The 23,514-nt window shown below is 71.9% G+C and carries 19 protein-coding genes; 8 read left to right on the plus strand and 11 right to left on the minus strand.

Annotated elements, in window-relative coordinates:
- Positions 1–223 precede the first annotated feature (223 nt).
- On the plus strand, positions 224–886 hold the full coding sequence (msrA, locus tag ACF059_RS03455; protein WP_392050749.1) for a peptide-methionine (S)-S-oxide reductase MsrA: 663 nt from the start codon (positions 224–226) through the stop codon (positions 884–886).
- Positions 887–958: 72 nt separating this feature from the next.
- On the opposite strand, the gene ACF059_RS03460 is transcribed toward msrA, so the two are convergent.
- A complete protein-coding gene (locus ACF059_RS03460) occupies positions 959–2,050 on the minus strand; it encodes an NAD(P)-dependent alcohol dehydrogenase (RefSeq protein WP_392050752.1) in 1,092 nt (363 codons plus the stop codon).
- A gap of 166 nt (positions 2,051–2,216) precedes the next feature.
- Between ACF059_RS03460 and ACF059_RS03465 the strand changes: the two genes are divergently transcribed.
- Positions 2,217–3,152: a helix-turn-helix transcriptional regulator gene (locus ACF059_RS03465; protein WP_392050755.1), complete on the plus strand. Its 936-nt coding sequence runs from the start codon at positions 2,217–2,219 to the stop codon at positions 3,150–3,152.
- Here ACF059_RS03465 and ACF059_RS03470 read toward each other — a convergent pair.
- The 3 genes from ACF059_RS03470 to ACF059_RS03480 all read right to left on the minus strand — a co-directional run bounded on the left by ACF059_RS03470 (position 3,142) and on the right by ACF059_RS03480 (position 5,968).
- Positions 3,142–4,107 carry a GNAT family N-acetyltransferase gene (locus ACF059_RS03470; protein WP_392050758.1) on the minus strand — a complete coding sequence of 322 codons (966 nt, stop codon included), beginning with the start codon at positions 4,105–4,107 and terminating at the stop codon, positions 3,142–3,144. The genes ACF059_RS03465 and ACF059_RS03470 overlap by 11 nt on opposite strands.
- A gap of 172 nt (positions 4,108–4,279) precedes the next feature.
- Positions 4,280–5,551 (minus strand): Ig-like domain-containing protein, encoded by a 1,272-nt coding sequence (locus ACF059_RS03475; RefSeq protein WP_366868301.1) that lies wholly within the window; start codon positions 5,549–5,551, stop codon positions 4,280–4,282.
- A 132-nt stretch (positions 5,552–5,683) separates the two neighbouring features.
- Complete coding sequence (locus ACF059_RS03480; RefSeq protein ID WP_392050762.1) at positions 5,684–5,968, minus strand: hypothetical protein; 285 nt, start codon at positions 5,966–5,968, stop codon at positions 5,684–5,686.
- 164 nt (positions 5,969–6,132) lie between these two features.
- On the opposite strand from ACF059_RS03480, the gene ACF059_RS03485 reads away from it, so the two are divergent.
- Positions 6,133–6,498 (plus strand): hypothetical protein, encoded by a 366-nt coding sequence (locus ACF059_RS03485; RefSeq protein WP_392050764.1) that lies wholly within the window; start codon positions 6,133–6,135, stop codon positions 6,496–6,498.
- Between the two features lie 134 nt (positions 6,499–6,632).
- Here ACF059_RS03485 and hutH read toward each other — a convergent pair whose 3' ends face one another.
- From hutH to ACF059_RS03510, 5 genes are all read right to left on the minus strand, one after another.
- Positions 6,633–8,174, minus strand: a complete 1,542-nt coding sequence (gene hutH / locus ACF059_RS03490; RefSeq protein ID WP_392050767.1) for a histidine ammonia-lyase — start codon at positions 8,172–8,174, stop codon at positions 6,633–6,635.
- Between the two features lie 119 nt (positions 8,175–8,293).
- Positions 8,294–9,409 carry a GGDEF domain-containing protein gene (locus ACF059_RS03495; protein ID WP_366868305.1) on the minus strand — a complete coding sequence of 372 codons (1,116 nt, stop codon included), beginning with the start codon at positions 9,407–9,409 and terminating at the stop codon, positions 8,294–8,296.
- A gap of 99 nt (positions 9,410–9,508) precedes the next feature.
- Positions 9,509–10,312, minus strand: a complete 804-nt coding sequence (locus ACF059_RS03500; RefSeq protein WP_360902772.1) for an enoyl-CoA hydratase-related protein — start codon at positions 10,310–10,312, stop codon at positions 9,509–9,511.
- A gap of 23 nt (positions 10,313–10,335) precedes the next feature.
- On the minus strand, positions 10,336–11,493 hold the full coding sequence (locus ACF059_RS03505) for an adenylate/guanylate cyclase domain-containing protein (RefSeq protein WP_392050770.1): 1,158 nt from the start codon (positions 11,491–11,493) through the stop codon (positions 10,336–10,338).
- A 128-nt stretch (positions 11,494–11,621) separates the two neighbouring features.
- A complete protein-coding gene (locus tag ACF059_RS03510; RefSeq protein ID WP_392050773.1) occupies positions 11,622–12,488 on the minus strand; it encodes a biotin--[acetyl-CoA-carboxylase] ligase in 867 nt (288 codons plus the stop codon).
- A gap of 131 nt (positions 12,489–12,619) precedes the next feature.
- Here ACF059_RS03510 and ACF059_RS03515 point away from each other — a divergent pair, with 131 nt between their 5' ends.
- From ACF059_RS03515 to ACF059_RS03530, 4 genes are all read left to right on the plus strand, one after another.
- Positions 12,620–14,206, plus strand: coding sequence for an acyl-CoA carboxylase subunit beta (locus ACF059_RS03515; RefSeq protein WP_360902766.1), 1,587 nt, complete (start codon positions 12,620–12,622; stop codon positions 14,204–14,206).
- 21 nt (positions 14,207–14,227) lie between these two features.
- Positions 14,228–14,434 (plus strand): acyl-CoA carboxylase epsilon subunit, encoded by a 207-nt coding sequence (locus ACF059_RS03520; protein WP_360902840.1) that lies wholly within the window; start codon positions 14,228–14,230, stop codon positions 14,432–14,434.
- An 88-nt stretch (positions 14,435–14,522) separates the two neighbouring features.
- Entirely contained in the window at positions 14,523–14,663 is a 141-nt protein-coding gene (gene mmpB / locus ACF059_RS03525; RefSeq protein WP_361950804.1) for a morphogenic membrane protein MmpB, read from the plus strand.
- 61 nt (positions 14,664–14,724) lie between these two features.
- A complete protein-coding gene (locus tag ACF059_RS03530) occupies positions 14,725–15,333 on the plus strand; it encodes a nucleoside triphosphate pyrophosphatase (protein WP_366868308.1) in 609 nt (202 codons plus the stop codon).
- Here ACF059_RS03530 and ACF059_RS03535 read toward each other — a convergent pair.
- Positions 15,314–15,766, minus strand: a complete 453-nt coding sequence (locus tag ACF059_RS03535; RefSeq protein ID WP_392050776.1) for a hypothetical protein — start codon at positions 15,764–15,766, stop codon at positions 15,314–15,316. The genes ACF059_RS03530 and ACF059_RS03535 overlap by 20 nt on opposite strands.
- A gap of 510 nt (positions 15,767–16,276) precedes the next feature.
- On the opposite strand from ACF059_RS03535, the gene ACF059_RS03540 reads away from it, so the two are divergent.
- A complete protein-coding gene (locus ACF059_RS03540; RefSeq protein ID WP_392050779.1) occupies positions 16,277–18,037 on the plus strand; it encodes an acetyl/propionyl/methylcrotonyl-CoA carboxylase subunit alpha in 1,761 nt (586 codons plus the stop codon).
- Positions 18,038–18,128: 91 nt separating this feature from the next.
- Here the strand turns inward: ACF059_RS03540 and ACF059_RS03545 are convergent, their stop codons facing one another.
- Positions 18,129–23,114 (minus strand): FG-GAP-like repeat-containing protein, encoded by a 4,986-nt coding sequence (locus ACF059_RS03545; protein WP_392050782.1) that lies wholly within the window; start codon positions 23,112–23,114, stop codon positions 18,129–18,131.
- Positions 23,115–23,514 lie beyond the last annotated feature (400 nt).

The following is a 23,514-nucleotide window of genomic DNA, read 5'->3' on the forward strand; positions in this document are numbered from 1 at the left end:
AATGTCACTCCGGTGGGGCTTCTCGTGTTCTGCCGCTGCCCCTCAGGGGTCCGTGCCGCTGAGTGCCTCCCCAAGGGTGCCGACACGGCGGGCGCAGAGGGTGGAAAGCGGGCGCAGAGCGCGCTTTGAACGGCTTGAGCTGCGCGCCGGACCGGGCCGAGGCCAGCGGCGGGAATCTCGGCCCGTCGTTCGCCGTTACCGGTGTACGACAAGGAGGGAATCCATGTTCTCGTACCGCCGCACGCCCGAGCTTCCCAGCCGCGAGGAGGCTCTGGCCGGCCGCGCGGAGCCGCTGTTCGCGCTGCCCGCCGTCCACACCGTGCTCGGCAACCCGCTCGCGGGCCCGTACCCCGCCCACCTCGACGTGGCCGACTTCGGCCTCGGCTGTTTCTGGGGCGCGGAGCGCAAGTTCTGGCAGACCCCGGGGGTGTGGACCACCCTGGCCGGTTACCAGGGCGGCTTCACCGAGAACCCGACCTACGAGGAGGTCTGCTCGGGCCTGACCGGGCACACCGAGGTCGTCCGGGTCGTCTTCGATCCGTCGCTCGTCTCCTACGAGGCCCTGCTGAAGCTGTTCTGGGAGTCCCACGACCCCACCCAGGGCTTCCGCCAGGGCAACGACGTCGGCACCCAGTACCGCTCGGCGCTCTACACCCACTCCCCCGCCCAGCAGGCGACGGCCGAGGCCTCCCGCACGGCGTACCAGCAGGTCCTGACCTCCTCGGGCTACGGCCAGATCACCACGGCCGTCCTCCCGGCGGACGAGCGCCCCTTCTGGCCTGCGGAGGCTCACCACCAGCAGTACCTGGACAAGAACCCGGGCGGCTACTGCGGCATCGGCGGCACGGGCGTCTCCTGCCCGATCGGCGTGGCCCGCGCCGAGTGAGCCGACGACCGTGAACGGCCGGGCGCCGTACCCGCCCGCCCCCGCGAACCCGGGGCGGGCGGCGCGGGCGGGTCAGATCGTCGACGCGTCGATCACGAAGCGGTAGCGGACGTCGCTCGCCAGGACCCGCTCGTACGCCTCATTGATCTGCTCGGCGCTGATCAGCTCGATCTCCGAGCCCAGCCCGTGCTCGGCGCAGAAGTCGAGCATCTCCTGGGTCTCGGCGATCCCGCCGATCATCGACCCGGCGAGGGTCTTGCGGCCGCCGATGACGGAGAAGAGGTTCAGCGCGACGGGCTCCTCCGGGGCGCCGACGTTCACCAGCGCGCCGTCGACCTTCAGCAGGCCCAGGTACGCGTCCAGGGCGAGCGGGGCGGAGACGGTGGACAGGATCAGGTCGAAGCTGCCGGCCAGTTCCTCGAAGACGGACCCGTCGGCGGTGGCGTGGAAGTGGGAGGCGCCCAGCCGCAGGCCGTCCTCCTTCTTGCGCAGGGTCTGCGACAGGACGGTCACCTCCGCGCCCAGGGCCGCCGCGATCTTCACGCCCATGTGGCCGAGGCCGCCGAGGCCGACGATCGCGACCTTCGTGCCGGGGCCCGCCTTCCAGTGCTTGAGCGGGGAGTAGAGGGTGATGCCGGCGCACAGCAGCGGGGCCGCGACGTCGAGGGCGAGCCCGTCGGGGATGCGGACGGTGTAGTTCTCGTCGACGACGAGGTGGCTGGAGTAGCCGCCGTACGTGGGCTCGCCGTCGCGGTCGAGGGAGTTGTACGTGCCGGTCATCCCCTGCGTGCAGAACTGCTCCTGGCCGCGCAGGCAGTACGCGCACGTGCGGCAGGAGTCGACGAAGCAGCCGACGCCCACCCGGTCGCCGACCGAGAACTTGGTGACGCCGGGTCCGACTTCGGCGACGACACCGGCGATCTCGTGGCCCGGGACCATGGGGTAGATGCCCTCGCCCCAGCCGTCGCGCGCCTGGTGGATGTCGGAGTGGCAGATGCCCGCGTACTTGATGTCGATGAGGACGTCGTGCTCGCCGACGGGACGGCGCGGCACGGTGGTGCGCTCCAGCGGGGCCTTGGGGGCGGGGGCGGCGTAGGCCGCGACCTGAGTGGACCGGTTCTGGGTCGGGCGGACGGGCTGCGCGGTCTGGGGCGTGACGGACATGGGGTGGTGCTCCTCAAGCGGTGACGTCTGCGGTGGTGGTCCCCAGCGTGCCCGTCCGCCGGGCGTCCACCCATCCCCCTGTCCTGCCTAGGACTGGCGAACGTACCCCTGGCGGGGTCAGGCTCGCGCCCGCGCCGGGGCGTCGCGCCCGGCGATACTGGACGGCATGGACCAGCTTGATCAGCGAGCCTGCCTGGGCGAGTTCCTCCGCTCCCGCCGCGCACGGCTGCGCCCGGAGGACGTGGGCCTGACCGACTACGGGCGCCGGCGGCGCGTGCCGGGCCTGCGCCGGGAGGAACTGGCCCAGCTGGCCGGGGTGTCGGTCGCGTACTACACGCGGCTGGAGCAGCGCGACGGGCACAACGTGTCCGTGGAGGTGCTGGACGCCATCGCGCGGGCCCTGCGGCTCGACGGGACCGAGCGGGCGCACATGATGGACCTGGCGCGCCCCAAGGCGCGCAGGCGCCGCCCCAGCCGGCGGCCCCAGCAGGTGCGGCCGGAGCTGCGCACGCTGATGGACGCGATGGAGGGCGTACCCGCCTACCTCGTGGGGCACCGGCAGGACGTCATCGGCTGGAACCGGCTGGCCGCCGCGGTCTTCGGGGACTTCGGGGCGCTCGCGGCGGCCGAACGCAACCTCGTGCGGCTGGTGTTCCTGGACCCGGCGACGGCCGAGCTGTACGGGGACTGGGAGTGCCGGGCCTGCGAGGTGGTGAGCAACCTGCGCATGTACGCGGGTCAGCACCCGGACGACGAGCAGCTGTCCGCGCTGGTCGGGGAGCTGTCGGTGAAGAACGAGGAGTTCCGGCGGCTGTGGGCGGCGCACACGGTGGCGGACAAGACGCACGGCGTGAAGCGGCTGCGGCACCCGATCGTGGGTGAGCTGCACCTGTCCTTCGAGACGCTGAAGCTCCCGGACGACCCGGCGCAGTCCCTGGTCACCTTCCACGCGGAGCCCGGCTCCCCCTCGGCCGACGCCCTGCGGATGCTGGCCTCCTGGTCGGCGCCCTCGGCCGGTGGCCCCGCCGGCGGAGCGGCCACCGGCGACGCCCCGGCCACCGATGCGGCACCCGCCGACGGGGCGGCCGCGCCTACAGCTTGAGCTGGAAGTAGCCCGCCGCGCGATCCCGCCGCCAGCCGAGGGACTCGTTCACCGCCCGCATCGGGGTGTTCTCGTCCGCCACCGTCGTGGTGATCCGGCGCAGCGCCGGATACCGCTCGGCCGCCCGCGCCTCCATGTGCAGCTTCACGGCGCGGCCCAGGCCCCGGCCGCGGTGGGCGGGGACGACCACCGTGTCGTACTGGAGGGCGACGGGCCCGGCCGGGTCCGCGAGGACGATCTCCGTGTAGGCGGCGACCTCGCCCCCGAGGGTCACGGCCGCGACCGTGAGCATCTCGCCGCCGCGGTCGAGGACCAGTTGTTGCAGGGTGTGCAGCCGCTGCGCCGTCCATCGCTGGATCCGCTCGTCCATGTCCCCGGTCGGCGCGTCCTCCATCGCCCCGTGGGCCGCGGCGGCCGCCGGCGCCCAGGCGTCGGGCACCAGGCCGTGCCAGGTCAGGATCTCGTATCCGGGGGTGGCCGGGAGCCGCCCGGGCCCCTCGGCGCCGGCCGGGAGCTCCTGCTCGTACCAGGCCATCGGCAGGACGTTCTCGAAGCCGAGCGAGCGCGCGAACGCCTCCCCGGGACCGTCCAGGTCGACGAGGGTCGCGACCGAGGTCCGGCCCTGCGCGAGGAGTTCCTCGCGGACCCGCTCCCACAGGGCGGTGCCCACGCCCCGCCGCCGCGCCTGCGGCCGTACGGTCAGCACGTCCAGGAAGGCGGTGTGTGTATTGCCCTCCTCCGTGAACAGGAGCAGGGCCGCGACGCCCGCGTCCTCCTCCGCCGCCCAGAGCACGGGGCGGCCGCGCGCCGGCGCCACGCACAGCCGGCCGGCGACCTCGACGCGGGACGGCGCGGGCAGCCGCGGCTGGTCGGTGGCCGCGGCGGCGGTCAGGACCGCCAGCCAGGCGTCCACCTCGGCGGCGGACGGGGGCAGGGGGAGTGATCTGATCATCATGTCCGGACCATAGACCGGCACCGGGCCCTCGACTGAGGGGTTTTCGGCCCCGCACACGCGGAAGGCGGGGAACCCCCGAGAGGTCCCCCGCCTTCCGAACGGGCTCATGACGTACGGCGTACGGGCGCTCGGCGTACGGGCGTACGGGCGTACGCCGAGCGCGCCGCGGAGATCAGACGGCCGAGCCGGCCTTCCACTCCGCCCAGCTCATGTTCCAGCCGTTGAGGCCGTTCTCCGGCTTGATGGTCTTGTCCGGGGAGTTGATCACGGTGACCACGTCGCCGATGAGCGAGTTGTCGAAGAACCACGCCGCGGGCTGGTTGGGGTCGTTCGCGCCCTTGGCGTCGTTCAGCCCGACACAGCCGTGGCTGGTGTTCACGCTGCCGAAGACCGAGTCGGATCCCCAGTAGTTGCCGTGGATGAAGGTGCCCGACGTGGACAGCCGCATGGCGTGCGGCACGTCCTTGATGTCGTACTCGCCCTTGCCCTCTTCGTTCTTGAAGCCGACGGTCGAGCCGTCCATCCGGGTCTCCTTGAACTTCTCGGAGATCACCATCTGACCGTTGTAGGTCGGGTTCTCCGGGGAGCCCGCCGAGATCGGGATGGTCTTGATGACCGCGCCGTCCCGGGTGACCGTCATCTTCTTGGTCTTGGTGTCGACCGTGGAGACCTGGCTGCGGCCGATCTTGAAGGTGACCGTCTTGTTCTGGACGCCCTGGACGCCGGGGGCGCCCTGGACGCCTTCGAGCGCCAGCTTCAGCGTGACGGTGGAGTTCGCCTGCCAGTACTGCTCGGGGCGGAAGTCCAGACGCTGCGAGCCGAACCAGTGGCCGACGACTTCCTGGCCGCTGCTGGAGGTGACCGAGATGGCTGCCTGGACGGCCTTCTGGTCCTTGATCGGCTTGTTGAAGGTGATCGAGACCGGCATGCCGACGCCGACCGTCTGGCCCTCGTCCGGGATGAACGAGCCGACGAAGCTGTTCTCCGGGGAGACGGTGGTGAAGGAGGCGTTCTCGTGGGCCTCGCGGCCGTCGGCGTCCTTCGCCGTCGCCGCCAGGGCGTACTTCGTGGAACGCTTCAGCGCGGCGTCGGGCTTCCAGCTCTTGCCGTCGGCGGCGATCTTGCCGGGTACGGCCGTGCCCTCGCTGGTCTTCAGTTCGACCTGGGTGAGCGTGCCGTCGCTGACGGAGACGTTGGCCGCGTCGTTGAGGCCGACGTTGGTCGAGCCGTCCTTGGGCGTGATCGTTATCTTGGCCTTCGAGGTGTCCTTGGCCGCTGCCGCGTCGGCCTCGGCCTGGGACGTGCCGGCCTCGCCCTTGCCCTTGGCATTGTCGCCGCCCCCGTCGTTGCACGCCGAGAGCATCAGTACACCGCCGAGAACAGCGGATATGGCCACGAGTGACCTTCTCCGCCGCTTGCTGTCCGTCCTCACACGCCACTCCATCGTTGCCGGAAACACCGGGGCTGACGTCCCGGGGTTGGCCGGGCAGGGGGACGGGCCCCCTGCCTCGTCCTGACAACGCGTTAACGGCGGTGGCCGGTTCCACATTCCGTCGGGATGTGGGCAACCACACGGTCAGGCGTTGTCGGGTTCTTCGTCGAAGTCCCCATCTTCCTCGTCGATGTCCCACTCCATTGACTCGGGGTCGTATTCGACGGGCTCGCTGCTCCAGGAAGCCTGCGCGAGCTCGACTCCGGGGATGTCCGCGACCAGGTCAGTGGGGTCGACCAGGTAGGCGAGGGCCTCCGACTCGTCCTCCCGGACGGCGGCCTCGGCGTGGCCGCGCTCCTCGTCCGGCATGAACTCGTCGGCCTTGATGTGGGCGAGCGCGGCGCCGGTGAGTGCCTGGGAATCCGGCACCTCCAGCACCAAATCCACCCGAAGCCGTACGTATCGTGATGTCTCAGAAGAGTTCATACGACGGAGAGTAAGCCCGCGGAAGCCCCGACTTTCCCACGACCCGCCCCTTTCCGTAGCATCACCGCACACGGCCAATTCGCTGCTGCCACAAGGGGGATCGCACCGTGTCCGCACGACGACCGCTGCTCACCGCTCTCGGAGCGACCACCCTCCTCGCCGCCCTGTGGTTCGTGCCCTCGGCGGGCGCCACCGCACCGGAGGACGCGACGGACCGCGCCGGCGTGCCCGCGGGGGCGAACGCCGCGGGGACGGGCGCCCGGGCGGGCTCCGGTACCGGCGCGGCCACCGGCACGGTCTCGGGGACGGCCCCGGACGCGGCCGACGACGCGCCGACCGTGCAGGGCAGGTCCCTCGTGCTCGCCGACACCGGCTCCGTGGACACCACCCCCTACCTGCTGGGCGGCACCCTCTGCCTCGGACTCGGCGCCGGATTCGTGGCCTTCTCCGTACGGCGCTCGCACGCCCTGTGAGCCCCTGCCCCGTGACCCTGTGATCCCGTAACCCCGTGATCCCGTGATCCCGTGAACGACCGGGGGCCGCCCCGGGAGGAAGCTCCCGGGACGGCCCCCGTCACAGCGGCGCGGGCAGCCCCGCACCGCCCGTGTCAGGCGAGCGGACCCGTCACCGGCTCCACCGCGGCGACCAGGCCGCCGCTACGGACGAACGCGTCGGCGGCGGCCAGGTCGGGGGCGAGGAAACGGTCCGGCCCGGGGCCCTGCACACCCGCGGCGCGCGCGGCCTCGATCGCGGCCCGGCTGGCCGGGGCGGGGGTGAGCCCTTGGCGCAGCTCGATGGCCCGGGTGGCCGCGTACAGCTCGATCGCGATGATCCGCGTCAGGTTGTCGACGGCCGTACGGAGCTTGCGCGCCGCCGACCAGCCCATCGAGACGTGGTCCTCCTGCATGGCGGAGGAGGGGATCGAGTCGGCCGAGGCCGGCACCGCGAGCCGCTTCATCTCGCTGACCAGGGCGGCCTGCGTGTACTGGGCGATCATCAGGCCGGAGTCCACGCCGGCGTCGTCCGCGAGGAACGGCGGCAGGCCGTGCGAGCGGTTCTTGTCGAGCAGCCGGTCGGTGCGCCGCTCGGCGATGGAGCCGAGGTCGGCGGCCGCGATGGCGAGGAAGTCCAGGACGTAGGCGACCGGCGCCCCGTGGAAGTTGCCGTTCGACTCGACGCGCCCGTCGGGCAGCACCACCGGGTTGTCGACGGCGGCGGCCAGCTCGCGCGAGGCCACCAGGGCGGCGTGGGCCATGGTGTCGCGGCCCGCGCCGGCGACCTGCGGGGCGCAGCGCACGGAGTAGGCGTCCTGCACGCGCGGGGCGGTCTCCTCCTGGTAGTGCCGTACGAGGCCGGAGCCCTTCAGCACGGCGGCCATGTTCGCGGCGGAGGCGGCCTGACCGGGGTGCGGGCGGATCGCGTGCAGCTCGGGCTGGAGGACCTTCTCCGTGCCGAGCAGCGCCTCCAGGGTGAGGGCGGCGGTGATGTCGGCCGAGGTGTAGAGCTTGGCGAGGTCGGCGAGGGCCATGACCAGCATGCCGAGCATGCCGTCGGTGCCGTTGAGGAGGGCCAGGCCCTCCTTCTCGCGGAGCTCGACGGGCTCGATCCCGGCCTCGGCCAGCAGCTCGCCGGCGGGGCGGACGGTGCCGTCGGGGCCCTCGGCGTCGCCCTCCCCCATGAGCGCGAGCGCGCAGTGGGACAGCGGCGCGAGGTCGCCGGAGCAGCCCAGGGAGCCGTACTCGTGGACGACGGGGGTGATCCCGGCGTTGAGGACGTCGGCCATGGTCTGGGCGACGGACGGCCGGACGCCGGTGTGCCCGGAGGCCACGGTCTTGAGCCTCAGGAACATCAGCGCGCGCACCACCTCGCGCTCGACGCGCGGGCCCATGCCGGCGGCGTGCGAGCGGACGATGTTGCGCTGGAGCTGGGCGCGCAGCTCGGGGCTGATGTGCCGCGAGGCGAGGGCGCCGAAGCCGGTGGAGACCCCGTAGACGGGCTCGGGCTTGGCGGCGAGGGCGTCGACGATCTCACGTGCGCGGGCGAGCGCGTCGAGCGCCTCCGCGGACAGCTCGACCCGCGCGTTGCCACGGGCGACGGCGATGACGTCTTCGGCGGTGGTCCCGGACGTCCCCACTACGACAGTCTGCATATCCATATTCAGCACCCTACGGACTGAATCCCTTCATGTCACTAGCGACTTCGCGCAGGGCCCCTTACGGTCCGCGACGCCGGGCCGCGGGGACGCAGGGGCCGCGGCCGGGCGCGGGCTCAAGGCCGCCCCCGGAAGCGGCGGCGTTCGCCCGAGGCCGCTTCGGCGGCGGCGTCGGCCATCCGGAGCACGGCGGTGTCGCGCCCCGCGACGACCGGCTTGGGCGAGCGCGCGGCCTTCGCCTTGTACTGGGCGGCGTCCGCGAGCCGGAACAGCCGCCGGGAGGACTTCACCAGCCCGATCGGGTCCCCGGTGGAGGCCACCCCGCAGGCCACGCCCTCGCCCAGCTCCAGCTCGGCGGCCCGCGTGCACAGCTCCTCGGTGACCCGGACCACCTCGTCCGCCGTCGGGCCCAGCCCGACCAGGCAGAACTCGTCGCCGCCGAGGCGGGCCACCAGCGCGCCGGGCAGCATGGCCCCGCACAGGCTCAGCACCGACCCGAACCGCTCCAGCAGCCGGTCGCCCATCGCGTGGCCGAGGGTGTCGTTGACCTTCTTCAGCCCGTTCAGGTCGCAGACGACGAGGCTGACCACGGCCCCGGTGCGCCGGTGCTCCTCCAGGGCCTCGTCGAGCCGCATGTCGACGGCGCGGCGGTTCGCCAGCCCGGTCAGCGGATCGGTGAAGGCGAGCCGCCGGGCCTCCTCCAGCCGTTCGTTCTGCGCCAGCCCGGCCGCGACCACGGCGGCGAGCACGGTGGCGAACTCGGCGTCGTCCTCGTCGAAGTCGGGCAGCCCCTCGTCCCGGGCGACGTAGAGCTCGCCCCAGGCCCGCCCGCTGAGCACGATGGGCGCGACCACGCAGGTGCCCCGCCCCCGGCCGCGCAGGGCCTCGCCGCGGCGCCCGGGCCGGTCGCCCACGGCGCTCTCCACCCAGGCGTGCGGGCCGCCGCCGCCCACCCAGCGCTCGTGCAGGAACTCGGTGATCTCGGGGAAGTCGTGGACGGGATAGGACTCGTCCTCGGGGAACTCCTCCTCCCCCGCCCGCCGCTCGCCCTCGTTCACGAGCACCCGCAGGCGCCCCCGCTCCCGCTCCCACGCCGAGATCGCAGCGAACGAGCCGTCGAGCGCCACCCGCGCGCCCCGTGCGGCCGCGCGCACACTGTCCCGCGGCGCGCACGCCGCGGCCATCGCCTGCGCCAGGCCCACGACGGCTCGCAGCCGCCCGTCAACTCCCACCACCCCAGGTTAGGGAGTTTTGTCTGATTTAGTATCGCGGGGCGCGGCGCCGCACGTCCCCGCGAGCCCGGCCCGATCCACACGACACCACCGAGCCCGCTACTGCCCCGGCCAGTTCGGCTTGCGCTTCTCGTTGAACGCCGCCACGCCCTCGGCCCGGTCGCCGGAGAAGGCCACCGTCCGCCAGGCCGCGTCCTCGATCTCCAGCCCGGCCGCCAGGTCCATCCCGTGCCCCAGCCGCAGCGCCCGCTTGGCCGCCCGCAGCCCCACGGGTGAGTTCGCCGCCATCCGGCCCGCCAGGGCCAGGGCCTGCTCGGTGTCCTGTCCGGCGGGGACCACCGAGTCCACCAGCCCCAGGGACAGCGCCTCGGCCGCCTCCACCCGGCGCGCCGTGAAGATCAGCTCGGCGGCCCGCGCCGCGCCCACCCGGCGCGGCAGCAGCTGGGTGCCCCCGCCGCCGGGGATCACGCCCACCGACACCTCGGGCAGGCCGACCACCGCGGTCTCGTCGGCGACGATCACGTCGCAGGCCAGCGCGAGCTCGAAGCCGCCGCCCAGCGCGAAGCCGTGCACGGCCGCGATCGTCGGCATGGGCAGCTCCAGCACGCCGCCGTACGCGCCGCGCGTGGTCGGCCTCTGCCGCACCAGCTCGGCGTCCGAGAGCGCGTTGCGCTCCTTGAGGTCGGCCCCCACGCAGAAGGCCCGCTCGGCGGTGGAGGACAGCACGACGACCCGTACGGAGGCGTCCGCGGCCAGGGCGGCGCAGGCCGCCCCGATGGCGCGGGCCATCTCGGTCGACACGGCGTTCATCGCCTTGGGCCGGTCCAGGACCAGCTCCGCGACCCCGTCCGCGTGGCGGCGCACCGCCACGAACTCCGACTCGAACTCGGCCTCGGACGCCATAGGACCCTCCCGGTTAACGAACGTTACCGGGGGATCTTAGGCGGCCGCCGCGTCAGCGACCAGGGCTCCACGACCCCCAGCCCGCGCACGGGCCGCTGCCACATCGGCTGGAGGGCGAACCGGTAGGCCGCGCTCTCGTCGGCCGCCGCCTCGGCCTCCTTCTCCGACACCGGCGCCGCCCCGCTACGGGCCAGCTCCTGGGCCATGGCGCCGTCCACCAGCACCGCGTCCTTCGGCGCTATCGACGTGAGCCGGCTCGCCAGGTTCACCGTGGTCCCGAAGACGTCGCCCATGCGGGTCGTCACGGTGCCGAAGGCGATCCCCACCCGCAGCTCGGGCATCTGCGGGTCGGCCTCCATCGTCTCGATGAGCCGCAGCGCGATCTCGGCCGCCGTCGCCGCGTCGTCGGCGCAGTACAGGACCTCGTCCCCGAGGGTCTTGATCAGCCGGCCGCCGTGGGCCGCCACCAGGTCCGCGGAGGTCGTCTCGAAGGACTCGACGAGCTCGCCGAGCTCCTCCTCCTCCAGCCGCCGCGTCAGGCGGGTGAAGCCCACCAGGTCCGCGAAGCCCACCGCGAGCCGCCGGTCGACCATCTCGTCGTCGTCGGCCACCTGCACCACGCGCCCGGTGGCGGCCGCCAGCTGGCGCCGCCACACGTAGACGAGGAACTCCTCCAGCTCCGGCAGCAGCAGCTCCACCAGGGGGTACGTGACCTCCGTACGGGTCATGCCCGGCTCCGGCGGCTCCGTCAGCCCCTCCAGGAAAGAGTCGATCTGCCACTCGGCCAGCCGCGCCGTGGTCTGCCCGGTGGACCGCGCCACCTGCACGGCCATCGGCTCGGACAGCAGCCCGGCCTCCACCAGACCGGCGAGCCGGCGCAGGGCCAGGACGTCCGCCTCCGTGAGCGCCTTGGCCTGGCCGATGTCGGCGAAGCCCATGGCCCGCCAGAAGCGCGAGGCGAGCTCCATCGACACGCCGGCGCTGCGGGCCGCCTGGAAGGGGGTGTACCGGCGCTCGGCACCGAGGATCAGCTGCTCCAGCCGGATGGCGAGCGGATCCGCCGTCGGCTGGGCCGTGTGGTCGACCTCGTGGTGCGGGTGGTGCTGGTCGCGGCCGATCGGGGTGCCCGGGCCACCGGGCCCGGGGGCGGACGCGCTGGACGTAGGGTCGTCGACGGTCAAGGGCCGCCTCCTGTCCATTTCCGTGCGCACTGCCCTGCGAACCGGTTGATCACCACGAGCACCGGGATCGCCTAAACCATACGGCAGGTGTGCCGTAGCTCACTCCCCTCCCCGGCGGAACCGGGCCGTCAGTGGACGGAGCGCAGGTGGACCACGTCGCCCGCGCCGACGGCCTCGTGGACGCCTTCGGCCGTACGGATCACCAGGCGGCCGTCGGTGTCCACCGCTTCGGCCGTTCCGGTGAGGGTGCGGCCGCCCGGGAGCTCCGCGCGGACGTGCTTGCCGAGGGTGGCGCAGCCCGCCGCGTAGGTCTCCTGCAGGCCGCTGGCCGCCGGGTCGCCGCCCGCCGCGCGCCAGTTCCCGTACCACTGCTCCAGGGAGCGCAGTACGGCCCTCAGCAGCGGGTCCCGGTCGGTGACGGAGGCCTTGGCCAGCGCGAGGGAGCCGGCGGCGGGCACGGGCAGCTCGTCCTCGGTCAGGGACACGTTGAGCCCGATCCCGATCACGATCCCGTCGGCCACCCGCTCGGCGAGGATCCCGCCGGCCTTGCGCTCCTCGCGGTCCACGGTGACCAGCAGGTCGTTGGGCCACTTGAGGGAGGTGTCCACGCCCGCGGCCCGGGACAGGCCGGTCGCGGTGGCCACACCGGCGAGCAGGGTCAGCCACCCCCAGCGCTCCTGCGGCACCGCGGCGCCCGGCTTGAGCAGGACGGAGAAGAAGAGCCCCGACCGGGCGGGCGCGACCCAGCTGCGGTCGAGCCGCCCGCGACCGGCGGTCTGCTCCTCGGCGACGAGCACGGCCCCCTCGGGCAGCTGGGCGGCCCGGGCGGCGAGGTCGGTGTTGGTGGACCCGGTGGAGTCCACCACCTCCAGGGAGGTCCACAGCCCGCCCTCGGTGACGAGGGCCCGCCGCAGCCCCTCGGCGTTCAGGGGCGGCCGCTCCAGGCTGGACCAGCGACCGGTGGAAGCTCCTGCTGATGCATCTGATGGCGTCATGCAACCCAATGTAGGTGTGTCAAACGCCGCACTGCCGAGCGCCATGCCCGCCGATACGCTACGCACCAGTAGCCAGCAGTAGTCAATCAATTGACCAGGCAGTTGACACCACGCAGGGAGCCGCGACCCCGATGTCACATCCGTCAGAGCCGATCGACATGCACACCACCGCGGGCAAGATCGCGGATCTGCAGCGCCGCATCGACGAAGCCACCCACGCAGGATCCGCGCGTGCTGTCGAGAAGCAGCACGCCAAGGGCAAGCTGACGGCGCGTGAGCGGGTGGCCCTGCTGCTGGACGAGGGTTCCTTCGTCGAGCTGGACGAGTTCGCCCGGCACCGCTCCACCAACTTCGGGCTGGAGAAGACCCGCCCCTACGGCGACGGCGTCGTCACCGGCTACGGCACGGTGGACGGCCGGCCGGTGGCCGTGTTCTCGCAGGACTTCACCGTCTTCGGCGGCGCCCTCGGCGAGGTCTACGGCCAGAAGATCATGAAGGTCATGGACTTCGCCCTGAAGACGGGCTGCCCGCTCGTCGGCATCAACGACTCCGGCGGCGCCCGCATCCAGGAGGGCGTCAGCGCGCTCGGCATGTACGGCGAGATCTTCCGCCGCAACGTCCACGCCTCCGGCGTGATCCCGCAGATCAGCCTGATCGTCGGGCCCTGCGCCGGCGGCGCCGTGTACTCGCCCGCCATCACCGACTTCACGGTCATGGTCGACCAGACCTCGCACATGTTCATCACCGGCCCGGACGTCATCAAGACGGTCACCGGCGAGGACGTCGGCTTCGAGGAGCTGGGCGGGGCGCGCACGCACAACAGCACGTCCGGCGTCGCGCACCACATGGCGGGCGACGAGAAGGACGCGATCGAGTACGTGAAGTCGCTCCTCGCGTACCTGCCGTCGAACAACCTCTCCGAGCCGCCGGCCTTCCCGGAGGAGGCGGACACCGAGGTCTCCGACCTCGACCGCGAGCTCGACGTGCTGATCCCGGACAGCGCGAACCAGCCGTACGACATGCACACCGTGATCGAGCACGTGCTCGACGACGGGGAGTTCCTGGAGACGCAGGCGCTGTTCGCGCCGAACATCCTGACCGGCTTCGGCCGGGTCGAGGGCCACCCGGTGGGCATCGTCGCCAACCAGCCGATGCAGTTCGCCGGCTGCCTGGACATCAACGCCTCCGAGAAGGCGGCGCGCTTCGTCCGCACGTGCGACGCGTTCAACATCCCGGTGCTGACGTTCGTGGACGTACCGGGCTTCCTGCCCGGCACGGACCAGGAGTACAACGGGATCATCCGGCGCGGCGCGAAGCTGATCTACGCCTACGCCGAGGCCACCGTCCCGCTGATCACGGTCATCACGCGCAAGGCCTTCGGCGGCGCGTACGACGTCATGGGCTCCAAGCACCTGGGCGCCGACCTGAACCTGGCCTGGCCGACGGCGCAGATCGCCGTCATGGGCGCGCAGGGCGCGGTGAACATCCTGCACCGCAGGACCATCGCGGAGGCGGACAATGTGGAGGAGACCCGGGCACGGCTGATCGCCGAGTACGAGGACGCGCTGCTCAACCCGTACACGGCCGCCGAGCGCGGATACATCGATGCGGTGACCATGCCGTCCGAGACGCGGGCGCACGTGGTGAAGGGGCTGCGGCAGCTGCGCACCAAGCGGGAGTCCCTGCCGCCGAAGAAGCACGGCAACATCCCCCTCTAGCCCCTCCAGGAGGTCTCTGTGGTGATCAAGGTCGTCAAGGGCAACCCGACCCCCGAGGAGCTGGCCGCCGCCCTGGCGGTGGTCCAGGCGCGGGCGGCGGCGCTGGCCTCGGCACCGTCGCTCGCCCCGGTGGTCGCGGACGAGTGGTCGGCGCCCGCCCGGGTGGCGCGGCGCCGCGGGCTGCAGCCGGGCCCGCGCGCGTGGGGCCGTACGTACTGGCCCGGCTAGCCGGGCCGGCGAAGATGACGTGAACGGGTGGTGGCGCCTGAGTACGGGTACTCAGGCGCCACACCCGTCTCCGGGCCAGTATCGGAACATGCTCTGGTCCGACCCGAAAGACGAGCCGCCCGAGGACATGCGCGACGTGCAGGCGATGATCCGGCGGCTGACCGTGGTGCTCGCCCTCGCCATGCTCGTGGTGGTGTACGTCCTGGGCGTGGGCATGGGCCGGTTCTAGAGGGCTGCGCGGGGCGTGGGCCGGTTCCGGGGGCTCCCGCCGCGCGCCTACGATGGCCGGCATGACTGCCACGCCCGCGCGCCCGCTCGTCCTCGCCTCCGCCTCGCCCGCCCGGCTGAACCTGCTGCGGCAGGCCGGGCTCGCCCCGCACGTGATCGTCAGCGGCTTCGACGAGGACACCCTGAACCACGACGAGCCCGCCGCTCTGGCGCTGGCGCTCGCCGAGGCGAAGGCGGCCGTGGTGGCGGGCCTGGAGGAGGCCGCGGGCGCCCTGGTGATCGGCTGCGACTCGGTGCTGGAGCTGGACGGCGAGGCGCTCGGCAAGCCCGCGGACGCCGAGGAGGCCACGGCCCGCTGGAAGGCGATGCGCGGCCGGTCGGGCGTCCTGCGCACAGGGCACTGCGTCATCGACACGGTCGACGGGCGGCAGGTCTCGGCGACGGCGTCCACGACGGTCCGGTTCGGGGAGCCCACGGACGCGGAGGTCGCGGCGTACGTGGCGAGCGGCGAGCCGCTGCACGTGGCCGGGGCGTTCACCCTGGACGGGCTGTCGTCTCCGTTCATCGACGGCATCGACGGGGATCACGGCAACGTGATCGGGCTGTCCATGCCGCTGCTGCGCTCCCTGCTGGGGGAACTGGGCGTGTCGATCACGGACTTGTGGGCTTGAGCTCTCCGAACGGCGGCAGCGGCGGCCCGGTCGGGTCCTCGCGCCGGGCGGGGTAGAGCATCAGGATCAGGACAAGCAGGCACAGGATCAGCGTGGTCGCCGCGAAGGCCCCCCAGCCGACCACGACGACGGCGAGGGTGCCGAGCAGTCCGTGGGTGACCGCGGCGGTGACGAGCACGACGCGGGCGAAGCGGCCCGGGGCCCGGTCGCGCAGTGCGGCGGCGGCGCAGAGCACGGCACACAGCAGCAGGAAGGCGCCCATGCCCGCGCCCAGGGCATAGGTGGCCACGGACATGACGTCAGGGTCGCTGCCCGCTATGGACATCGACTGGCTCGCGGTGGTCTTGCCCAGGACGACGTGGACGAGCACGAGCACGGCCGCTTCCGCGACGAGCACGATCGCGGCCAGCCCGGCCACGAGTCTTCGCAGCACGATGGTCCCCACCCCTCACGTGTCCGTCACGAGCGTGTTCGTACGAGCGTGTTCGACGCCTGGAGGCTACTAACGGGTAGCCCCGTGGGCAAGGCATCGGGCCCAACTGCGCGGGGCCGGCCGGGACACGCCGGGCGCCACTGCCCCTCCGGGCCGGGGCGGGCCGCGCCGCTGTGGGTACGGTGTTGTCCCGGTTCGCCCGGCGGACGGCGAAGCTACTCGGCGGTAAACGGGGGGCAACTCCGATCCGGCCCGCAAAGAAATCGCGGGCGGTTCGTAGGGACTCGACAAAGAATCACCCGGGGCCGCTGACCGGGGGGACAGAGACCTTGGCTACATCGCGGGGTTACTGTGCAGTCGGGGATCCCCCTGACCTGGGGCGCCACAAGGGTTCCCCGGCGGAGCGGGCCTCGCATCACACTCTGTGTGGGCAAGCTCACCACCGGGGAAGGGTCGTAAGGCCGTGTGGGCTGTCCCTAAACTCAGCTTGTTTTCAAGGAGGGAGCCATCGTGCGCAAGGTGCTCATCGCCAACCGTGGCGAAATCGCTGTCCGCGTTGCTCGGGCCTGCCGGGACGCCGGGATCGCGAGCGTAGCCGTCTACGCCGATCCGGACCGGGACGCTCTGCACGTCCGCGCGGCCGACGAAGCTTTCGCGTTGGGCGGCGACACCCCGGCCGCGAGCTACCTGGACATCTCGAAGGTCCTCCAGGCCGCAGCCGACTCCGGAGCCGACGCCATCCACCCCGGATACGGCTTCCTCTCCGAGAACGCCGAATTCGCCCAGGCCGTGATCGACGCCGGCCTGACCTGGATCGGCCCGCCGCCGCAGGCGATCCGCGACCTCGGCGACAAGGTGGCCGCCCGCCACATCGCCCAGCGCGCCGGCGCCCCGCTGGTCGCCGGTACGCCGGACCCGGTCTCCGGGGCCGACGAGGTCGTCGCCTTCGCCAAGGAGCACGGCCTGCCGATCGCGATCAAGGCCGCCTTCGGCGGTGGCGGCCGCGGCCTGAAGGTCGCCCGCACCCTCGAAGAGGTGCCCGAGCTCTACGACTCCGCCGTCCGCGAGGCCGTCGCCGCCTTCGGCCGCGGTGAGTGCTTCGTCGAGCGCTACCTCGACAAGCCGCGCCACGTCGAGACCCAGTGCCTGGCGGACTCGCACGGCAACGTGGTCGTCGTCTCCACCCGCGACTGCTCCCTCCAGCGCCGGCACCAGAAGCTGGTGGAGGAGGCCCCCGCGCCGTTCCTGACCGAGGCCCAGAACGCGGAGCTGTACGCGGCCTCCAAGGCCATCCTGAAGGAAGCCGGCTACGTCGGCGCCGGCACCGTCGAGTTCCTCGTCGCCGCCGACGGCCTGATCTCCTTCCTGGAGGTCAACACCCGCCTCCAGGTGGAGCACCCGGTCACCGAAGAGGTCTCGGGCATCGACCTGGTCCGCGAGATGTTCCGCATCGCCGACGGCGAGGAGCTCGGCTACGGCGACCCGGTCCTGCGCGGTCACTCCATCGAGTTCCGCATCAACGGCGAGGACCCGGGCCGCGGCTTCCTGCCCGCCCCCGGCACCGTGACGAAGTTCGCCCCGCCGACGGGCCCGGGCGTCCGCCTCGACGCGGGCGTCGAGTCCGGCTCGGTGATCGGCCCGGCCTGGGACTCCCTGCTGGCCAAGCTCATCGTCACCGGCGCCACCCGCGAGCAGGCGCTGCAGCGTGCCGCCCGCGCCCTCGCCGAGTTCGAGATCGAGGGCATGGCCACCGCCATCCCCTTCCACCGCGCCGTCGTCACCGACCCGGCCTTCGCCCCCGCGGAGGGACCCTTCACGGTCCACACCCGCTGGATCGAGACCGAGTTCGTCAACGAGATCCCCGCGTTCACGGCCCCGGCCGCGGACGACACCGAGGACGAGCCGGGCCGCGAGACCGTGGTCGTCGAGGTCGGCGGCAAGCGCCTCGAGGTCTCCCTGCCGTCCTCCCTGGGCATGACCCTGGCCCGCACGGCCGCCGCGGGCGGCGCGAAGCCGAAGCGCCGCGCGGCCAAGAAGTCCGGCCCCGCGGCCTCCGGCGACACCCTCGCCTCCCCGATGCAGGGCACGATCGTCAAGGTCGCGGTCGAGGAGGGCCAGCGCGTCGAGGAGGGCGAGCTGATCGTCGTGCTCGAAGCGATGAAGATGGAACAGCCGCTCAACGCGCACCGCTCCGGCACCGTCGTCGGCCTCACCGCCGAGATCGGCGGCTCGGTGACCTCCGGCGCCACCATCTGCGAGATCAAGGACTGATCTCCGGCAGGTTTCGTAGAACGCAGTCGGCCCCCAGGACCCGAACGGGTCCTGGGGGCCGATGTCATGTCATGTCATGCGCGCACCGGTGTTACCAGATGCCGGGCGCCACCTCCCAGCTCTTCAGCGGGGGTTCGAAGGCACCGTCGGTGCGGTCGGTGCGGCCCTTGAAGGTGAAGAGCGCGGTGCCTCCGGCGTAGTAGTTGTACATGATCGCGACGTCGTCGCGGCCGTCCTTGTTGATGTCGCCGGACACCGGGTTCCCGGTGTTCTCCAGGTACCAGGACTGCTCCGGGCTGCTCCAGCTCTGGAAGTCGTCGTTCACCCCGCCGTCGGGCCTGCCGGTGAAGGTGAACAGGGCCGAGCGGCCGTTGTCATACCGGTACATGATGGCGGCGTCGGCCCGGCCGTCGCCGTTGTAGTCGCCCGAGGTGAGCTTGCTGCGGCTGTAGTCCCACAGGCCCGCGGCGCGGTTCCAGGAGCGCACGGGCGCCGCGAAGCCGCCGTCGGCCTTGCCGAGCAGGGTGTACATCTCGACGGCCCCGTTGCCGTGCCCGTACAGGGCGAGCATGTCGTCCCGGCCGTCCCCGTTGAAGTCACCGGTGACGTGCTTGGACTCGTTCCAGCACCAGTTGCCGTTGCCGGAGTACCAGCTGCCGAAGGAGGCGTTGAACGTGCCGTCCGCCTTCGCGACGAAGGTGTGGACGCCCGTGTTGCAGCTGCCGTGGTCGTACATCATGCCCACGTCGTCGCGGCCGTCGCCGTTGAAGTCACCGGCGAAGATCTTGCCTGACGTGGCGACCCAGTTTCCGGGGGTCACGTACGCGCTGCGGCCGAGGGAGGTGAAGCTTCCGTCGGCGTTGCCGAGGAAGGTGAACAGGCCGTTGGCGCCGTCGCTGTAGCCGTACAGCGCGGCCAGGTCGTCGCGGCCGTCGCCGTTGAAGTCACCGCTGGTCCACTGCGCGTGCGAGTTGTTCCAGTTGCCCTTGTTGGTGTTGTAGCCGAGGACCGGGGCGCCGAAGCCGCCGTCGGCCTTGCCCTGGAGGGTGTACAGCGCGACGGCGTCGCTGCCGTAGTCGTAGACGGTGGCCGTGTCGGACAGGCCGTCGCCGTTGAAGTCGCCCGACAGGTCGGTGCGCTTGTCGGCGGTGCGGTCGTTGGCCTTGTGCTCGACGCTGACGCCGGTGGTGTGGTTGTGCCGGATGTAGGTGCCGTCCTTGAAGTCCTCGCGGGGGCCGCCGTAGACGTCGTACTCGTCCGACTGCGGGTAGCCCAGGAAGCTCTTCTCGGCGCCGAGCGAGACCCACTTGGCGCGGATGGAGCCCCGTACGGACCAGGCCTTGCCGGTGGTCGTCGTCCAGTAGATGGACGCCGTGTCGGAGGTCTGGCCGCGGTGGCGGAAGTGGTTGTAGCGGCCGATGCCGTCGGCGTTGTTGGTCTCGTCGGTGGTCGGGTAGCCGAGCCAGCCGCCGGGACCGCCGGTCGCCAGGTACTTGCGGTAGATGGTGCCGTGGATGGACCAGGAGCCGAACTCGGGCGCCCAGTAGACGGCGCCGGCGCCGCCGGAACCGGTGAAGGTGGTGAAGGCGCCGCCCTGGTCGAAGGTGACGTTCTCGTCGGAGGTCGGGTAGCCCAGGAAGCCCTTCTCGGCGCCGAGGCTCATCCACTTGTCACGGATGCCGTTGACGACGAGCCAGGCACCGGTGGTCGGGTGCCAGTAGATGGAGGCCCGGTCGCCGGTCGCCCCGTCCTTGCGGAAGTGCGCGAACTTGCCGCCGTCGGCCGTCGTGGTGACGGCGCCGGACGGCTTGCCGACGCCGGTGGTGCCGCCCTTGGCGCGGAACTTCGCCAGCATCGGACCGCACAGCTCGTGGGTGGTGGTGGCGGAGACGGCCGAGGCGACCTTCTCGCAGGTGGTCCACGGCGTGCCGCTGACGGCGATCTGCTTGGCGGGCCCGAAGGCCGAGCCGTTGACCGGCTGACGGCCGGGGAACTCGCTGATCACGCCGTTGTTGTCACGCGACCACAGATCGGGGAAGCCGTCCTTCTCGAAGTCGCCGAGGCTGGCCAGGTGCGGCCAGGCGGCGCCCGTGAAGCCGGTGCCGATGGACGCGGAACGTGCGGCCGGGTCGGTGTAGACGGTCAGGTCGATGGCCGCCTTCGCCGTGGCGTCGGTGGTCTTGCGGCTCGTGTACTGGTGGATCAGGCCGGTGGTCTTGGAGCGGGCCCAGATCTCCGGGAGCGCGTCGCCGTTGAGGTCACCGGGGGCGCTCAGGGTCATGTCCTGCCAGTCGGCGTTGCCGAGCAGCATGGGGTCGAGGCCCCGCGGGGTGAGGCTGCCGGTGGCGGTACCGAAGTACAGCCAGAGGTTGGCGCCCTCCTTGACGAGCAGGTCGGGCTGGTCGTCCTCGCCGATCACGCCGTCCAGGTTGTCGTCGTTCACGCTGCCGATGGCCACGGCCTGCTGGGCCTGGGCCCAGTGGTTGTCCTCGGCGTACCGGGTCTTCAGCTCCACCCGGGCGGCGTCGCCCGCCTGGAGCTCTCCGTCGCCGGCTCCCAGGTAGGCGTACAGCATGTTGGTGTTGGGGTCGGCGTCCGAGGGCTTCAGGACGACGAGGTCCTCGTAGAAGTCACCGCCGTTCCAGCTGCCCCACTGGGTCAGCGACACGGCGTTGCCGAAGCTGCTCTCCTTGACCTGGCGGGGCTCGCCGAACGTGCCGACGCCCTTGCCGGGCACCATCCACAGGCGGCCGGCGCCCTGGTCCATGCTCCAGATGTCGGTCGCGCCGTCACCGTTGACGTCGCCGTGCTTGTCGCGTTCGAGCGGGCGCTTGGCGTAGAAGAGGTAGGCCGTGGCGTCGGAGCGGTTGCCCGCCGCGTCCAGGCTCCAGACGAAGAGGGACTGGGGACCGGCGGCCGTCGGGGTGTACTTGATCACCGCCGAACCACCCGGGGTGGTCGTGGTGACCGTACGTGGGGTGGGGTCGTCGATCGTCGTCCACTGGTACCGGGTGACGTCGAGGACGCCGTTGGCCGTCAGGGTGAAGGTGCCCTCGGTACGCGCGAACGTGGGGTTGTCGGGATTGTCCGCGGGGTACTGCACCGAGGTGACGCCCGGGGCCTTGCTGGGACGGGTGTGGTCGATGCTGAACGCGCACTGCCCGGCCCACGGGCCGGCGCCCGACGCGTCGAGACCCCGCACGTCCCACCGGTAGTTCGTGCCGGTGAGCTGGGAGGCGGGGATCCGCAGGAGGGCGACGTTGCCGTTGGCGACGTCGACCTTGGCGGTCTTGAGGGTGCCGCCGTAGTTCTCCGGGTTCCAGTAGTGGAACTCGGCCTTCAGGGCGTTGTCCTCGGCGTCGCTGATGCGGGCGCTCAGCACGACCTCGTCCGACGTGCCCATCTGGCCGCCGGTGCAGGCCACGTACGGGTTGATCGAGCGCGCGGCCGGAGGGTACGGCAGGGTGTTGAACTGGGTGGAGATGCGGGCGCTGTCCGGGTTCATCTTGCGCCAGGAGACGTCGACCGTGTCCGTGGCGGACTTCAGGCCCATGGTCCAGGCGGGCCAGTTCCAGCGGGCCGCGTCCGCGACCGCGGAGGTCACCTTCAGCTCGATGGTGTCGCTGTCGCCGGGGCAGTTGCGGCCGCCGTAGGACTGGCCGGAGGCGTCCACCAGACGCGACCAGTTGGGCTGGTTGTTCCAGGTGGTGGACCGGGTGATGGTGCCGGTGTCCCAGATCTGGATGTCGCCGGAGTTGCAGCTCCAGGAGCCGGCCGACTTCTGCTGGATGCGGAAGGTGGCGTCGAGGATCTGCTTGCCGTGGAGCTCGCCCATCCCGATCTGGAAGAAGGTCTTGGCGCAGACCACCGCGTAGTTCTTGGCGGCGTCCTTGGCGCAGCCGACGCGGGCGTCGTTGCTGAGGGTGCCGCCGTTCCAGTAGTTGGTGTCGGCGGAACCGGAGATCGCGTTGTGCTTGTAGGCGACCGCCCAGGCCGACTTCCAGTCGTCGCGCCACACCGGGTCGATGACGACGGGGAAGGCGGTGTCGGGGGCCGTCAGGAGCTTGCGGTCCGTGGTGAGGGTGAGCTTGTCGCCCTTCAGCTCGACGCCGAGGTCGGCCTGCCGGCTGCCGAGGTCGATGCCGTCGACGGCGCGCGCGCCGCCGGCGGCCGCGGGGGCGGGGGCGGGGGCCGGGGCGTCCGCCGCCGGGGCCTGGGCGCCCGCGGTGGTCTTCGCGGTGGACTCGGCGAGCGACTTGGCGGTGGGAGCCGCGGGTGCCGTGGCAGGGGCCGCGGACCGGTCGGCGCCCGAGTCCCACATCTGGGGCTTGGCGGAGCTGAACAGGGTCTTGCCCGCGGGGTCGACGGCCTGGAGCTCGCCGTTCGCGTCCTTGCGGACGGTGACGCCGTTGCCCTTGAGCCCGAAGTTGAGCGAGGCGAGGGCCGGGTTGGCCGCGGCCTCACGGGTCTTGACGACCAGCTGGTGCGAGAAGCCGGTGGCGTCCGCGGCGACCCGCAGGTCCACGCCCTTGATGACGTCGGCGTAGGTGGCGCTGTTCCCGTCCAGCGTCGGCGCCGGGAGCGGCGTCGGCCAGGTCAGGGTGACGTCGCGGCCGTCCTTGCGCAGAGTGGCCAGCGGGGCGTTGCCGCCGCCGGAGAAGGTGAGCTCGCTGCGGGTCGCCTTGGGCGCGATCCGGCCGTCCTTCAGCTTCTTCAGGCCGGTGTCCACCGGCACGAGCTTGCCGTCGCGGTAGACGCGCGTCGGCACCAGCGACCGCTCGGAGTTGAAGGTCCCGTCCGGGTTGGCCCAGATCTCCTCGTCCTCGGAGCGCTGCGAGGTGATCTCGACGGGCTTGCCGGTGCGCTTGGCCTCGGCGGTCGCCTTGGCCGTGAGTTCCGCCTCGGTGGGCGTCGCCGCCTTGGACTTCTGGGTCGTGGGGGCGTTGGGTGCTGCGGCCGCGACGGCGGGAACCGCGCTGCCGATCAGGGTGGCGACCAGGGCGGTCGCCAGGGTGAGTGCCGGCGCCCTGCGGGACGGCGGTCCGGCGACGCGCGGGCGCGTCGGGAAGGGTCTCACTGACTGAGTCCTCGGGGGTCGGTTTCGGCGGATCCCGCGGGAATGGCCGAAAACAATCGGTCGAGCCTTGCGCCAATGGCCGATTTTCGGCGCCTTCTTTGGCGAGAGGTCGTCTGCGTTCGATTGATTTGTAGCAGCCGACCGAGGCTACACGCGAAGGTAACCCCCTCCCAAGCGCGTTCTGCGACCCCTTTATCAGATGGGCGCGCGGAATTAGAAATTCCGAATATCGCAGTCCGCATAGCGCCGTGACCAGCACAGACGTCAGGGGCCCTGACTTCCGAAAAACCGCCCCATTTTCGGGACGGGTATGGCCCACTGTTAGGTTCAGCGCGATTACCCCATAGCGCGGAAACCTGTGAGCCGCGCCGTCAGATCCGGAGTGTTCGAATTTTGAAAA

The sequence above is a fragment of the Streptomyces sp. NPDC016562 genome (assembly GCF_043076955.1).
Lineage (GTDB): Bacteria > Actinomycetota > Actinomycetes > Streptomycetales > Streptomycetaceae > Streptomyces.